The organism is Natrinema pallidum (assembly GCF_005890195.1).
Taxonomy (GTDB): domain Archaea; phylum Halobacteriota; class Halobacteria; order Halobacteriales; family Natrialbaceae; genus Natrinema; species Natrinema pallidum.
On sequence record NZ_CP040637.1, the window covers coordinates 395305 to 409013 of the forward strand.

Below are 13709 nucleotides of genomic sequence, written 5' to 3' on the forward strand. Positions count from 1 at the left end.
GTATGCAAGTCCACGTCGTGGGTGATGATCCGGTCCGCGAGGCGGTCGTCACCGCGCTCGATGACGTCGATATCGGTGTCCGCGATGCCGACCCGGCAGCGCTCACGGACGCTCGTTTCGCAGTCGTCAGCGATGTCGCCGGTTCGGAGACGTTCGACCGAGCGAACGAGGCCGCCAGCACGGGCGGAACGCCCTGGATCGCCGTCGAGATCGGCGGTGTCGGAGGGCACCCCATGCCGGGCGTCGACGCCGCGATCACCGGGTTCGCGCCTGCGACGGGGTGTTTCGACTGTCTGCGCGCCCGCGTCGCGTCGAACGTCGAAGAGCGAGCCGACGGCCCACAGGCCGACCGCAGCGAAGCGCGATTCGCCGGTGCGGTCGCCGGCCGGGAGTGCGTGCGCGTCCTCTCGGGCGACGAACGATCGATCATGGGACAGGTACTCGAAGTGCCCCACGCCCGACGTCGGCTGCTGCCCGTGCCCGGGTGCGTGTGTGCTGAGGGCGGCCGGGATCGTTCGCTCGACCGCGATGCCGCGTCGCTCGCCCTCGACGCCGCTGTCGACAGCGCTGAGGGAGCGATCGACGACCGCGTCGGACCGATCACCAGTATCGGCGAGATCGAGTCGTTCCCGGCCCCTTACTACCTGTCGACGGTCGCGGACACCGCCGCATACAGCGACACGAGTGCGCCGCGACAGGCGGCCGGCGTCGCGACCGACTGGAACGCAGCACTGATGAAAGCCGTCGGCGAGGGCCTCGAGCGCTACTGCGCCGGCGTCTACCGTGAGGCCGATTTCGTCCGCACGAGCGAGACCGCCCTCGAGAACCCGGTCACACCGACCGACTTCGTTCGGCCGGACGACGCGCCGGCCGACGACGGGAACGACGCCCGCCGTTGGGTTCCGGGCGAGAACCTCGTGACTGGCGAGACCGCGCACCTCCCCGCCGCGGCGGTACAGTTCCCCCAGCCCGGCACGTCGCTGCTCCCGGCGATCACGACCGGGCTGGGGCTGGGGTCCTCGACCGTCGATGCGCTGTGTTCGGGGCTGACAGAAGTCATCGAGCGCGACGCGACGATGCTCGCGTGGTACTCGACGTTCGACCCGCTCGGACTGTCGGTCGAGACGGACGCCTTCGACGCGCTCGAGCGCCGCGCCCGGAGCGAGGGGCTGTCGGTGACGCCGCTGCTCGTCACACAGGACATCGACGTTCCCGTCGTCGCCGTCGCGGTTCACCGCGACCCGGACGCGCTCGAGGGACGCGAGGTCCGAGCCGACGACGACTCCTGGCCGGCATTCGCCGTCGGCTCGGCGGCCGGACTCGACGCCGCGGCGGCCGCGGCGTCGGCGCTCGAGGAAGCGCTCCAGAACTGGATGGAACTCCGAAGTCTCGGACCGGCGGACGCCGACGATGCCGGCGGGGAGATCGGCGAGTACGCCTCGTTCCCGGCTCGGGTGCGAGCCTTCGTCGACACCGAGCGGACGGTTCCGGCGGCGAGCGTCGGGCCCGATCCCGTGCCGACCGGCCGCGACCGACTCGAGGCGCTGTGTTCGCGGACGGCCGCCGTCGGACTGACGCCGTACGCCGCCCGGTTGACGACCCGCGATATCGACGAACTCGGGTTCGAGGCCGTCCGCGTACTGGTGCCGGGCGCACAACCGCTGTTCACCGACGAGCCGTTCTTCGGCGAGCGAGCGCGGACGGTCCCGACGGAACTCGGCTTCGAACCGCGCCTCGAGCGGGCGTTCCACCCGTATCCCTGACGCGGTCGCCGATCCCGTCCGGTATCGAAGCCGGCATCGTCACACTGCATCCCTGCTCGCAGAACGGCTGTGCGATGGTGTGTGAATCGGTTCAGTTAGTACTATCGCGATCGGACGGCGACTCGCGTTCGGTTGCCGGCGCGTCCCCGTTTCCCGTCTCGTCGTCGCCCGGCTCGGATTCGTTCATCGCGGGTCCGGCCGATCCGGAGCCGTTCGTCACGGACTCGTCCGGTTCGGGCTCGGCGGTCGGCCCCGGGCCGTCCGTTTCCCCGCTCCGTTGGACATCCAGAATGAGATTGTCGTCGGTGAGCCGCACGTTCACGAACTTCGTGTTCGGCGTGATCGTGGCCTCCCTGAACGCCAGTTCCTCGCCGTCCCGGCCGTACTTGACCACGCGGAGGGTCTGCTCGACAGCATCGAGATGCGGGGGCGACGCCGACTGGTTCGCCGTGACCGTGTAACTCTCGTCGTAGGTCTGCCGGTTCGTCCCGGATTCGTAGGCCTCGAGCGTGAGGTCGTAGTGGCGCTCGGCCTCGCTGTGAATCTCGATGGGCACCAGCCCCTGGAAACTGCCCTGATAGTGCTCCTCGAGCGCCTCGAGACAGCCCGAGAGCCCGACGATCGCGGCCATCCCGGCGGTCCGAAGTACCGTACGGCGGTTCACGTGTGCGTCTCCGGGGCGGACGACTGTATGCGTTACTCTTCTCGGAACGCGACCCACAGTGGACGCAGTCCCGTACACCGTCAGACATCACCACCCACGGGACTTTTGTCTCGGGAGACGAACGACCACGCATGGAGAAAGTCGCAATCGACGACGTCGACATCGAAACCAATCCCATGGACGTCCATTCGGTCAGACGGCCGGTCTCGGACGCGCTCGGCTTTTCGGACTTCGCGATGAACTACTTCGAACTCGATCCCGGTGAGTCGTTCTCGGGCGGGATGCACACCCACTACGACCAGGAAGAAGTCTTCTACATCCAGGCCGGGACCGCGACGTTCGACACGGACGATGGGACGGTCACCGTCGACGAGGGCGAGGTCATCCGGTTCGAGCCCGGCGACTTCCAGCACGGCTACAACGACGGCGACGAGCAGATCGTCGGCTTCGCCTTCGGCGCGCCCAAGTCCAAACACGACTGGGACCAACTCGAGTCACTGATCTACTGTCAGGACTGCGAGGCCGAGGTCGGCCACGGCCTCGAACTCACCGACGACGGGAACTTCCGGCTGACCTGTACCGAGTGTGGAAACGCGTTCGTGCCGCAGTAGCGGTCGCGAGGTCACGATCGAACGCGCCTGTGTGACGCGTTCGGCTCCCGATTCCGCGCGGCGACCCGAGCGGTCCGGTCCCGAAAGAGCGGAACGTTGTTGATGCGGGGCCGAGACCACCGAATATGGCTGCACAAGACAGTTCGAGTGCGGAGATCGACACGTCCCTCTTCATCACCGTCTCCGGGCCACCGGGCTGCGGTGCAACGACCCTCTGTGAGCGACTCGCCGATGCGATCGGCTGTCCGTACGTCTCGGGGGGTGACATCTTCCGCGAACTCGCCGACGACCGGGAGCTGAGCCTCAATCAACTGACCGCGAAGGCCGACGAGTCCGACGAGATCGACCGCGCGTTAGACCAGCGACTCCAACAGATCGCCGAGGAGTGGGGCATGGCAAACAAACCGTTCATCCTCGAGTCCCGGCTGGCGGGCTGGCTCGCCGGCGATCGGGCGGACCTGCGCATCTGGCTCGATGCCCCGGAGACCGTCCGCCTCGACCGGATCGACGACCGTACGGAGACCGAGGCCGAGATGCGAGTTCGGGAGGTCAGTGAAGCGGGCCGATACGAGTCGTACTACGAGATCGACATCGGCGACCGCTCGTTCTACGATCTGCACGTCAACACCGCCCGCTGGAGCAAGGCCGGCGTGTTTCGGCTGGTCCGCGCGGCGATCGAGGAGTACGATCCGGAACTCGACGAGGGCGCGTTCACCACCCCCGCGATGGATATCTAGCGACGGTCATCGCGGGCCATCGCGCTGTACACCTGAGGGCTCGAGTGCCGTGTCGGTCAGCGGTTACTCGCTGTCGGGCGAGTAGTTCGGCGCTTCGTCGGTGATCACGACGTCGTGGGCGTGGCTCTCGGCCTGTCCGGCCGAGGAGACGCGGACGAACTCGCTCCGTTGTTTGAATTCGGGGATCGTCGCCGCACCGACGTACCCCATCCCCGACTGCATGCCGCCGGCGAGCTGGTGGAGCTCGGATTTGAGCGTTCCCTTGTAGGGCGTTGCCGCTTCGACGCCTTCGGGGACGTACTCGTCTTCTTCTTCCGGTTCGTCCTTGAGATAGCGGTCGCCGTCGCCGGACTTCATCGCGCCGACCGACCCCATCCCGCGGTACTGTTTGTATTTCTTGCCGTTCATCGTGACGACGCGGCCCGGCGCTTCGTCGGTGCCGGCGAAGTACGAGCCGAGCATGACCGCGTCCGCACCGGCGGCGATCGCCTTGATCGCGTCGCCGGAGTAGCGGATACCGCCGTCCGCGATCACGGGCACGTCGTGTTCGGCGGCCACGTCGGCGACCTGCGCGACGGCCGTGATCTGGGGCATGCCCGAACCCGAGACGACGCGGGTGGTACAGATCGACCCCGGTCCGATGCCGACTTTCAGCCCATCGGCGAAGTCGACGAGAGCCTCGGCCGCCTCTCGCGTCCCGATGTTGCCCACGACGACGTCCGCGTCGACGGCGTCCGTAATCTCGCGGGCCCCTTCGATGACGTTCCGGTTGTGCGCGTGCGCGGTGTCGATAAAGATGACATCCGCGCCGGCCTCGTCGGCGGCCGCCGCACGGTTCTGTTCGAACGGGCTGACGGCGACGCCACAGCGGAGGCGGCCGTCCTCGTCGCGGACGGCCTCCTTGTACTCGCGGCGCTGGAGGATGCCCTGCATCGTGACCAGTCCCACGAGGAGGTTCTCGTCGTCGACGACCGGGACGCGCTCGATCTTGTGGTCGTACATCAACTCGAAGGCGTCGCGTGAGTCGACGTCTTCGGGAGCCGTGATGACCTCGTCGGTCATCGCTTCGGTGACCGGATCGTCCTCGTTGACCTCGAGGTGGGGCCGAATGTCCGTACTCGAGATGATCCCCAGGACTTCGCCGTTGGTGTTGACGACGGGTGCGCCGCCGACGCCGTGGCGGGCCATCAGTTCGTCGACCTCGCGGACGGACATCTCCGGAGCGGCGGTGACGACCGAATCCAGCGGAATGATGAGTTCGTCGGCGCTCTTGACGCGACCGATCTCCTCGACCATCTCGTCGACGTTCATGTTCCGATGGAGCACGCCGAGGCCGCCGTGGCGGGCCATCGCGATGGCCATGTCGCTCTCGGTGACGGTGTCCATCGCCGCCGAGAGGATCGGGACGGAGACCTCGACGTTTTTCGAGACGTTCGACGTGAGGTCAGCGTCGTCGGGTTCGACGCGGCTCTCCTTGGGGCGGAGAAGGACATCGTCGAACGTTAGCGCTTCCGGTACCTGCAGTTTCGAAGAATAGGGCTCGTGCTCGGGAACGTCGTTCGCCATGTAAACCGTCCGGCCCCCCGGGCAAAAAGCGTTGCGAGATATCCGCGGGTGTCAACGGTTGACGACCCCAGCAACGGGTCATGCGGCCCACTGGTGTCGGGACCCGTGGTCGCGGTCGAGACGGCCGTCGTCCTCGAGCGGTCGGCTTCCTTCCTGAACTTTCGTGTGCGAATGGGACACATTGTGTCTGCCTGGACGCGGGGCAATCTCGGTTACGAGTGCCCACATCCGAGTCAGACCTGTCCATTTCCGTTCGGATCTGGCCGCCACTGTCGGAACGCTACCGGATCGTGAAATGGAGTCCCACGCAACGTTTATTGACAATCCACCCATCTGTCGGAGTATGTTCGCTGTGAGTGCAGCCGACGCCCGAACCGCTGGCCGGATGAGTGCCGACTCCGCTGCCACTTTCGGGAATTTTACACAGAAACTCACAGCTCGAGGCCTTATTCCCACCCCGATCGACTGGCACCCGGACCGATCGGAAGGGGAGTGTCCATCATATCACCCGCAGGCCTCGGGTCACGGCCATCGACTCTGATCGATGAGTACGTCACAACACCCAGTTGCGCTCCAGATGGAGCGCATCATCGGGGGTAACGCCAGGCTCCTCGCGCTGGTCATGATGCTGCCGCTAGTCGATGGCGTCTTCCCCGCGTTGATCCTGGCCGGGGCGCTCGACCAACCGCTCGACGCGATTCAGGTCGGGCTGTTGATCTTCGGCGGGAGCGCCACCGTCGCCGTGATCCTCGCGGAGATGGACGGGACGCCCCGGGAGCAGTCGGCGGTCGTCTTGCTCGTCGGCATCCCACTGATACTGCTGTCGGCAGTGCAGGCCGCACTCGCGCCGGCGATCGCGAGCGTGATCGATATCGTCATCTTCGAGCGGTTCGCGGCCCTGGTGATCGCCGCCATCGCGGCCAAAACCGCCAGCGCGACGATCGGCGACTACCTCCCCAACCCCGCGGTCATCATCGGGCTGGGACTGGTCGCGAGTCTCGAGCCCTCCGGGGCGACGTTCTCGCTGATGACCGAGCCCGCGCTCGTGGCCAACGCGACGCTGTCCGCGGCCGTCGGCGTTGCCTTCGCACTGGCCATCGCGCTGACCGGGCCGTACCTGCGGGAGTACATGGACATCGACCGGTTCCGCTTCGGGAGCGCCGTCGCGCTCGGCCTGCTCCCGCCGTCCCTGCTCTGGATGGCCTTCGGGCAGGCCCCGCTGGTCGCCCTGCTCGTCGCTGCCCTGTTCGCCATCGAGTTCCCGTTCCGGGAGTCCGACGACGCCGACTCGAGCCCCGAGCCGGAGGCCGACGCGGACGAGACGGTCGCACGGATGGGCGCGGTGACCGACGGCGGCGGTGCAAGCGCCTCGAGCGAGCCGCCGGCTGCGGAGCGCGACGAGGAGCCGAACGCGTATCCGGGCGACGACGGGACGGACACCGCGGGGCGGGCCCCGTGGCTGTAGGGCGATTCTGAATCGAAACCACTTTAGGTTGGATACCCCAACGGTGACTCGAGGGGTCGTGGCCAAGCCAGGCATGGCGGCTGACTCCAGAGGCAACGCGCCCGGGACGACACTCCAGACTGATATACTGATCGGGCACCTGATCAGTGCTCGTGTGATGACCCTCTGGAGTTCCGAGGCGCACCGGAGATATCAGTAGATCGGGGGTTCAAATCCCTCCGACCCCATACTTCTCTCGCGAGCTAATCCGCGAGCGACAGGTATGCAAGAGACGGGTTCGAACGAAACTACGGTTCTGCACCGGAAAGCGGGTTCGCAGGCGTTGTTTAAATCCCGCCGACCCCAATCTGTTCACGCGTACTCCTCGAGTTCAACACCGATGGCGATTCTCGATGGACGTGGGCGGCTCCCGGCGGTGGGACTGAGACCGGAGTCGTCGGTTCACGCTTCGCGCGAACGCCCTCATTGGTAGGAATTGCCAAGGGGCCAGTGCAAAAATCACAGTGCACCACCCGCTCCGCACGTAGATATTCAGTTGGTGCACACGAAACGATGGTCGGGTAGTTCTGAACCATCGGTGAGCGAGTCACCGTTCAATATAGCAGAATGTCCGCCAGTAGGTTTATCATACTCTCTGCCCGTCTAAACTGATTATAGGTCGGGATACCGGACGAGTGGTTTCCCGCCGGACTCTCCTGATGGGCGTCGGGGCTGGCTTGATCGGCACTGGTCTCATGCCCACAGACGCGTTTGAGTCGGTAACGGGTGGCCGTAGTGTCGATATCACCGTCACGAATGATCCCGTCGCCCTTATCGGACTAACCATCACGGACCAAGTCGAGAAGAACACTCGTCAGACACTCGTCGAAGTCACGAACAATACCACGGCGTCTCTCACAGTTGACGTGGCACTCGACGATTCCACGCAGGGGACGCTGTACAACACGTCGTTTTCGCTGTCGCCGGGTGCGACTGGAACCGTCGACATCGAGGCCGCAGTCAAGAACCAAACGATCCCCTTTACCGTCTCTACCATCGGAGAAGTAGGGCTGACGGCCACGCGATCCACGCAGGCGGTGTCCAACTCGAAGGGACCGACGGCCGACACGGGTGGCCCGTACACTGTCGCTACCGGTGGGACGATCGGTCTCGATGGCTCCAACAGCAGCGGCAAGCAGCTTACGTACTCGTGGACGATCACGAGCGGTCCTGGGACCCTCCAGAACGCCTCGACGCAGACGCCGACCTTCGACGCGAGTGGCGTCACCAGTGACGACACCGCAACCATCGAGTTGACCGTCACCGGGAAAAAAGGCAACACTGACACCGACACAACGACGGTTGACATCACCGACAGCAGTAGCCCGCCGACCGCGGACTTCACGTACTCCCGAAAGAACAAGAAAGTCGATCTCGACGGCTCGGCGTCTTCGGACGAGGGGACGATCCAGAGCTACGAGTGGGATGTCGGGGCCGACGGTACGATCGATTATACTGGTCAGACAGTGTCGAAGAAGAAGATACCGAGCGGAACGCAGGTTAAACTGACCATCACGGACGACGACAACGAGACCGACTCGATCACGAAGACGGTGTGAAGGCTCCCACCGGTCTCGGTCATCGTGCGTACTATACGCTCGTACAGGGTCGCCAGTCCGTACCCGTTTGTTACAGCGGTAGCAATGTGGGTTGAACACTCCTCAGTAAGTGTCAACACCTATCGTAGCTGTCCGGGTAATCAGCATTACACTTACCGAGCCGTTCAAACGAGTCGTAGCCGAATAGAACCGCGCGAAATACCGTGTCGGTGTGACGTCCTGAAGTTGTACGCCGGCAGAATTCAATCTTCAAGTTGTACACGAGAGGTCACGGTTCGTGTGCATCTCTCGAGTCGAGCCAGCGTGTAAGAGGAGGTCCGTCTCGAGGGAGCGGACGAGTTCTCCCGTTCGAAAGCTAGAATAGTTCCGCCAGCGGTCGGGAAAGACGGGCTCTCGAGGGACATGTGTACGAGCATGCAACTCGGAACCGGTGATGCTGTGTATGCCGACGAGATGCCAGTGAGGTGCAGCCGAGATTTGTGACTGTAGCAAGACGATAGCTGTGGTGAGCGCCTGCGGCGTTCCCGACGTGATCCGCGAGTCAGTCAGTTCTTTTCTGCCTCGAGTCGCCTCGAGAACCGATAGTAGCCACTGAACGTCAGTGCACACCTAATCGATGGACGGCGTTGCGATTCGTGTGTAACTCGTTTCGGTGGTACTAGAGTGGGATGTCGTCACGCGTCTCCAGTGATGCAGAATAGTATTTCTAACAGAATTCCCCACCGGTAACTGAGTATACATGTCTTGTCTCGAGGCCAGCCATTGGTAATTGTGGTCCATGACCCGAGGATACTACGTCCGTACCCGTCTCGCACAGCACTTTGTTCTCCGAAAGTGATATGGTAATATTTATGAATGAATTCGATAGTTGTGTGCACGGATATGTCATCAGTTCACAGCAGTACACAGACTGAACAGCACGCCCCGACAGTCAACGTCTCGAAGGTCGCGGGGATCGCAACCGCGCTCGTCGCGGTGAACATCCTGTTGATGCTGGTCGGGAGTTACACGCCGCTTGCGGACCTCGGCCTCGTCCTCTTCTCGAACTACTTCGTCGGTATCGCCACCTTCGCCGCCACGATCGGTGGCGGCTTCTGGATTTCGAATACGGGGATCAAGAAGGGGACCATCCCGATCGCAGGCGCGGGCGTCACGCTGATTCAGTTCGGCTATACGCTTCTCGGCTCCGCGATCCTGACGATGGCACCGGCAGCGCTTCGAGTCCCGGCCCTCGCCATTACGACGGTCGTCACGGGGCTCCTCACGGCCGGCATCGTGGTAGTCGTCTTCCGCACTGAGCGGTCGTTCGCGCGCTGGCAGACCTACTCCAAGGGGCTGTTCATCGCCGGGTTCGCCGCTGGCGGTGTTGGGTTTTTCATCAATCCCATGCTCATGGTTTTCGCTTCCGTCCTGTTCTTCCTCGGGTTCGTCACGGACCTCACCTACGAAATCTGGGCCGTCAAGGAGAACAGATACGGAAGCCCGATCCGGAACGCCATCGGTATCTACGTCGCCGTAATGGGCGTCTTCATCCACATCCTGCGGCTGGTACTGTACGTCCTCTCGATGCTCGATAACTGACTCGCCGAGCCACCACCCCGAATCCGTGAGCCGACGGCTCGGCGGTATGCGTCTCTATCGCGGTCGAATTTCCCCGCCAGTTCCAGCGGTCGCGCTGGCAACTCGGTCGTCACGCTCGCTGCTAAACTCGAGGGGGAGACCGTGACCCAGCCGTGACATATCAGTTCGGACCGGCCGCAATTTATGCTCCTGCTCGAGGTACGGCAGGAGTATGTTCGGGCGTAGAACGCACGCCGGTCGAGAGAGCGGAGGAAGGCCGTAGATGTGTACGCGACTGGTGTATCTCGGACCCGAAAACATCGTGCTCACCGGCCGGTCGATGGACTGGCACAGCGAGATCGGAACCAACGTCTGGGTCTTCCCGCGCGGAATGGAGCGAACGGGCAACGTCGGCCTGACCTCGGTGGCGTGGACCGCCGAGTACGGCAGTGTCATCGCCTCCGCGTACGATCTCGCGACGACCGACGGGATGAACGAGGCGGGGCTGGTTGCGAACGTCCTGTGGCTCACCGAATCCGAGTATCCGGAGTGGGACGGCGACAGGCCCGGTCTCTCGATCTCGCTGTGGGCGCAGTACGTCCTCGACAACTTCGCGACGGTGGCCGAGGCAGTTGCGAACCACCGACAGGAGGACTTCGTCGTCGTGTCCGACGACATCCCGGACGAGGGTCGGCTCGCCACCCTGCATCTGTCCATGTCGGACGCCACGGGTGACAGCGCCGTCCTCGAGTACGTCGACGGCGAGTTAACGATCCATCACGGCCGGGAGTATCAGGTGATGACGAACTCCCCGCCGTTCGATCAGCAACTCGCACTCGACGAGTACTGGTCGGAGATCGGTGGCACCGTCATGTTGCCGGGAACGAACCGCCCGGCCGATCGGTTCGCCCGCGCGAGTTTCTACGTGGATGCGATGCCCCAGACCCGGGACCGTCGGACCGCAACGGCGAGCGTCTTCGGTGCAATCCGCAACGTCTCCGTGCCGTACGGGATCGGCACGCCGGACGAACCGCATATCTCCGCGACGCGCTGGCGGACGGTCGCTGATCACCGGGACCGACGCTACTACTTCGAGTCGGCGCTCTCGCCGAACGTCTTCTGGCTGGACCTCGACGGGATCGACTTCGCCGCCGCTGCCGGGAGCCGATCGCTGTCGCTCGGTGAGAATCAGACGAACGTCTTCGCTGGCGACGTCGCTGCCGAACTCGTCGAGACCGAGCCGTTCGAGTTTCTCGGCGTCCCCGCCCCATCGAGTTGAGCCGAACTGCTTTCGGCGGGCTCCGATACGACCACGACGGCGGTCACGAACGGACGACCCGTACTGCTCTCCCGTTCGGGACGGTATCGGCGTCGTCTCGGAACGACAGCCGCTCGAAAGATGACGTGGCGAGCGAACAACAGCGAGCAGCCGGTTCAGTGTCGGCTCCGGACCGATCCCGCATCTCTCGCGGCCAGTGAAGATACCAGCTAGCGGATACGATCGACGCTCTCAAATAGGTGGCGCTCACTACATCCGACGTATGAGTCGGACACGACCAGCGGACAGTTCGTCGGTGTTAGTCGAACGAACGGCCGGATTATCGGCGGCTCTTGGCGCGTTTGTCATGGTGTCGACGGCCGTCTTCACGGTCACGGGGACGATGGGGATTCACAACGTCCTCGTCGGTGGGTTGACCGCGTTCCTCGCGTCGGTACACGCGTATCGAACCGGTGAGCAGCGGTCACCGAGTATCGTGCTCGCGGCGATCCTCGCGGTGCTCGGCATCTGGATCGCGGTCGCGCCGACGGTCGCGTTCGGCGTCGAACGGGAACTGGTGCTCGGCATCAACGGCGTCGCGGGAGCCCTCATCGCGATTCTCTCACTCGCCGGCATCTACGGCAGCATCAAGACCTCGAGCGCGAACACGACCGCCGCGTAAGGGCGTCCGCTTTTTCGGTTCACCGCCCGATCGCCGCGTAGCGCTCGCGTCGGCTTCCGATGTGGTCATCCGGTTCGTCGCCGAACACGCCTACGCGAGGAAAACGCCGATCGCGACGAGAATGAAGGCGGCTTTCAGACAGACGTTGACGACGATTACTTTCGTCCCGAACTTCGCCCCCCAGATACCGAACTGGAACGGGATCGAGCGCTTGACCGTCCCGATTGTCAGCGAGACGAGGCTGCCGACCAGCAGCGTGATCACCGCCTCGTCCGGCGTCAACACGTCGCCGATCAGGGGCGCGACGGTGATCGCGCCGGTCGTCGGGTCCACCAGCGAGACGAGGATTACCGGCACCGCCGCACCCGGCAGCCCGAGCAGGCCGGCGACCGGTTCGAGGAGCATCCCCGGATCGTCGATCCCGACCGCCGCGATCCCGTCGAGAATCCGTTCCGAGCGCGCGAGCGCCACGAAGACAAGCGAGTAGACGATCGTCAGTCGCGGGACGATCGAACGCAGGCGCTCGAGCGTGCTCTCCCCGGCGGTTCGGATCTTCTCCCGATGCGTCCGTACGTCCGCGTCGGGCGTTTCGGGCTCGACGACGCCGCGGTCGTACTCGGAGCCGCGAAGGAGGACGGAGCCGGCGAGTAGGCCGACGAGCGAGATCGCAAGCGAGATCCCGGCTCGAGCGCCGACGTACCTGAGCCCGACCTGGAGCCCCAGGATCGGCACGAGGACCGGCCCGTAGTAGGTGAAGAGATGCTGGAGGAAGCCGAAGAACGTGTTGATGACCACGGCGATCAGCGTGGCGCGATCGTCGAGGAGGCCGTCCTCGCGGAACTCCGCGAGCATCCCGTACCCCGCCGTCACCGAGACGGTGTTCGTCAGGACGGCGGTCCCGACCTCCGGTGGCAGGTTCGCTGGCTCCGTGAGATAGCGGCCGACCCGGGCGATGACCGTAACGAGTCCGTACTCGACCGCGAGGGTGGCCAGTCCCACGCCCGCGCCGATCAGAAGGCTGATCATCAGCACGCGCGGGAGCGCTTCCTCGAGCAGCACGGAGAGGATCGACTGCACGGGGACCCGTTCGAATTCCTGAGCGAAATGGGCGTCGAATCAGGCGAGCGAGACGACCCACCGCGGCGGATCGTCATCGTCACAGCGACCGGTTTTTCGGGCGTCTTTTCCCGCTGCCAGTCGTCGGGACGGGTATGAGCGACAGCGATATTCACGTGGCTGCACTCTGTGGCAGCCTCCGCGCGGAGAGCCACACGCGGGCCGCACTCGAGGTCGTCCTCGACGCCGCCGCAGGGGCGGGTGCGACCACCGAACTGCTCGATCTTCGGGAGTACGAGTTACCGATCTTCGACGCGGACCGCGACCGCGAAGACGCGGGGGACGCCGAACGCCTGGCGGAGCGCGTCCGTGCGGCGGATACCATTATCCTGGGTTCGCCGATGTACCACGGCTCCTACGCCTCGCCGCTCAAGACGGCGCTCGACTACTGTGGCTTCGACGAGTTCGCGGATACGACCGTCGGCCTGCTCGCGGTCTCGGGCGGGGCCTTCCCCGTCACGGCCTTAGAGCACATGCGATCGGTCTGTCGAGCGCTGAACGCCTGGGTGATCCCCCACGAGGCGGCGGTGCCGAACGCGAGCGCGGCTCTCGATAACGGCGAGTTCGTCGATCCGTCCCTCGAGAAACGGGTCCGAACACTGGGTCTGCGCGCGGTCCAGTACGCGAGGATCGAACCGGACCCGGACTCCTTCGAGAGCGATCAGAACGTTGGCGCACAGGGCAAGTGA

At 64.5% G+C, this 13709-nt stretch carries 12 protein-coding genes and 1 tRNA gene; 10 read left to right on the top strand and 3 right to left on the bottom strand.

Annotated features, from left to right (window positions below; all coding sequences use genetic code 11):
- Positions 1 to 2 precede the first annotated feature (2 nt).
- Positions 3 to 1763, top strand: coding sequence for a YcaO-like family protein (locus FGF80_RS01865; protein ID WP_138651908.1), 1761 nt, complete (start codon positions 3 to 5; stop codon positions 1761 to 1763).
- Positions 1764 to 1854: 91 nt separating this feature from the next.
- On the opposite strand, the gene FGF80_RS01870 is transcribed toward FGF80_RS01865, so the two are convergent.
- Complete coding sequence (locus tag FGF80_RS01870) at positions 1855 to 2394, bottom strand: hypothetical protein (RefSeq protein ID WP_138655434.1); 540 nt, start codon at positions 2392 to 2394, stop codon at positions 1855 to 1857.
- 164 nt (positions 2395 to 2558) lie between these two features.
- Between FGF80_RS01870 and FGF80_RS01875 the strand changes: the two genes are divergently transcribed.
- Both FGF80_RS01875 and cmk read left to right on the top strand, forming a co-directional pair.
- Entirely contained in the window at positions 2559 to 3038 is a 480-nt protein-coding gene (locus FGF80_RS01875) for a cupin domain-containing protein (RefSeq protein WP_138651910.1), read from the top strand.
- 125 nt (positions 3039 to 3163) lie between these two features.
- The gene (gene cmk, locus FGF80_RS01880; RefSeq protein WP_006184212.1) at positions 3164 to 3775 is read left to right on the top strand and encodes a (d)CMP kinase; all 612 of its coding nucleotides are present in this window, start codon (positions 3164 to 3166) and stop codon (positions 3773 to 3775) included.
- A gap of 63 nt (positions 3776 to 3838) precedes the next feature.
- Here cmk and guaB read toward each other — a convergent pair whose 3' ends face one another.
- A complete protein-coding gene (gene guaB, locus FGF80_RS01885) occupies positions 3839 to 5341 on the bottom strand; it encodes an IMP dehydrogenase (RefSeq protein ID WP_006184213.1) in 1503 nt (500 codons plus the stop codon).
- Positions 5342 to 5885: 544 nt separating this feature from the next.
- Here guaB and FGF80_RS01890 point away from each other — a divergent pair.
- The 6 genes from FGF80_RS01890 to FGF80_RS01910 all read left to right on the top strand — a co-directional run bounded on the left by FGF80_RS01890 (position 5886) and on the right by FGF80_RS01910 (position 11904).
- Positions 5886 to 6806 (top strand): DUF5794 domain-containing protein, encoded by a 921-nt coding sequence (locus tag FGF80_RS01890; RefSeq protein WP_049907849.1) that lies wholly within the window; start codon positions 5886 to 5888, stop codon positions 6804 to 6806.
- A gap of 52 nt (positions 6807 to 6858) precedes the next feature.
- Positions 6859 to 7033 (top strand) — tRNA-Trp (locus tag FGF80_RS18965).
- Between the two features lie 678 nt (positions 7034 to 7711).
- Complete coding sequence (locus tag FGF80_RS01895; RefSeq protein ID WP_138651912.1) at positions 7712 to 8404, top strand: PKD domain-containing protein; 693 nt, start codon at positions 7712 to 7714, stop codon at positions 8402 to 8404.
- A gap of 882 nt (positions 8405 to 9286) precedes the next feature.
- Complete coding sequence (locus tag FGF80_RS01900) at positions 9287 to 9985, top strand: hypothetical protein (protein ID WP_138651914.1); 699 nt, start codon at positions 9287 to 9289, stop codon at positions 9983 to 9985.
- Positions 9986 to 10247: 262 nt separating this feature from the next.
- The gene (locus tag FGF80_RS01905) at positions 10248 to 11243 is read left to right on the top strand and encodes a linear amide C-N hydrolase (RefSeq protein WP_138651916.1); all 996 of its coding nucleotides are present in this window, start codon (positions 10248 to 10250) and stop codon (positions 11241 to 11243) included.
- 262 nt (positions 11244 to 11505) lie between these two features.
- Positions 11506 to 11904, top strand: coding sequence for a hypothetical protein (locus FGF80_RS01910; RefSeq protein ID WP_175416965.1), 399 nt, complete (start codon positions 11506 to 11508; stop codon positions 11902 to 11904).
- Positions 11905 to 11994: 90 nt separating this feature from the next.
- On the opposite strand, the gene FGF80_RS01915 is transcribed toward FGF80_RS01910, so the two are convergent.
- Positions 11995 to 12981, bottom strand: coding sequence for a nucleoside recognition protein (locus tag FGF80_RS01915; RefSeq protein WP_138651918.1), 987 nt, complete (start codon positions 12979 to 12981; stop codon positions 11995 to 11997).
- A gap of 134 nt (positions 12982 to 13115) precedes the next feature.
- On the opposite strand from FGF80_RS01915, the gene FGF80_RS01920 reads away from it, so the two are divergent.
- Entirely contained in the window at positions 13116 to 13709 is a 594-nt protein-coding gene (locus tag FGF80_RS01920; RefSeq protein ID WP_138651920.1) for an NADPH-dependent FMN reductase, read from the top strand.

What these genes read in the sequence shown, in the direction of transcription:
- FGF80_RS01910 (WP_175416965.1), top strand. Translation starts at nt 11,506, where the DNA reads ATGAGTCGGACACGACCAGCGGACAGTTCGTCGGTGTTAGTCGAACGA.
- FGF80_RS01890 (WP_049907849.1), top strand. Translation starts at nt 5,886, where the DNA reads ATGAGTACGTCACAACACCCAGTTGCGCTCCAGATGGAGCGCATCATC.
- FGF80_RS01865 (WP_138651908.1), top strand. Translation starts at nt 3, where the DNA reads ATGCAAGTCCACGTCGTGGGTGATGATCCGGTCCGCGAGGCGGTCGTC.
- guaB (WP_006184213.1), bottom strand. Translation starts at nt 5,341, where the DNA reads ATGGCGAACGACGTTCCCGAGCACGAGCCCTATTCTTCGAAACTGCAG.
- FGF80_RS01875 (WP_138651910.1), top strand. Translation starts at nt 2,559, where the DNA reads ATGGAGAAAGTCGCAATCGACGACGTCGACATCGAAACCAATCCCATG.
- FGF80_RS01905 (WP_138651916.1), top strand. Translation starts at nt 10,248, where the DNA reads ATGTGTACGCGACTGGTGTATCTCGGACCCGAAAACATCGTGCTCACC.
- FGF80_RS01920 (WP_138651920.1), top strand. Translation starts at nt 13,116, where the DNA reads ATGAGCGACAGCGATATTCACGTGGCTGCACTCTGTGGCAGCCTCCGC.
- FGF80_RS01870 (WP_138655434.1), bottom strand. Translation starts at nt 2,394, where the DNA reads ATGGCCGCGATCGTCGGGCTCTCGGGCTGTCTCGAGGCGCTCGAGGAG.
- FGF80_RS01900 (WP_138651914.1), top strand. Translation starts at nt 9,287, where the DNA reads ATGTCATCAGTTCACAGCAGTACACAGACTGAACAGCACGCCCCGACA.
- cmk (WP_006184212.1), top strand. Translation starts at nt 3,164, where the DNA reads ATGGCTGCACAAGACAGTTCGAGTGCGGAGATCGACACGTCCCTCTTC.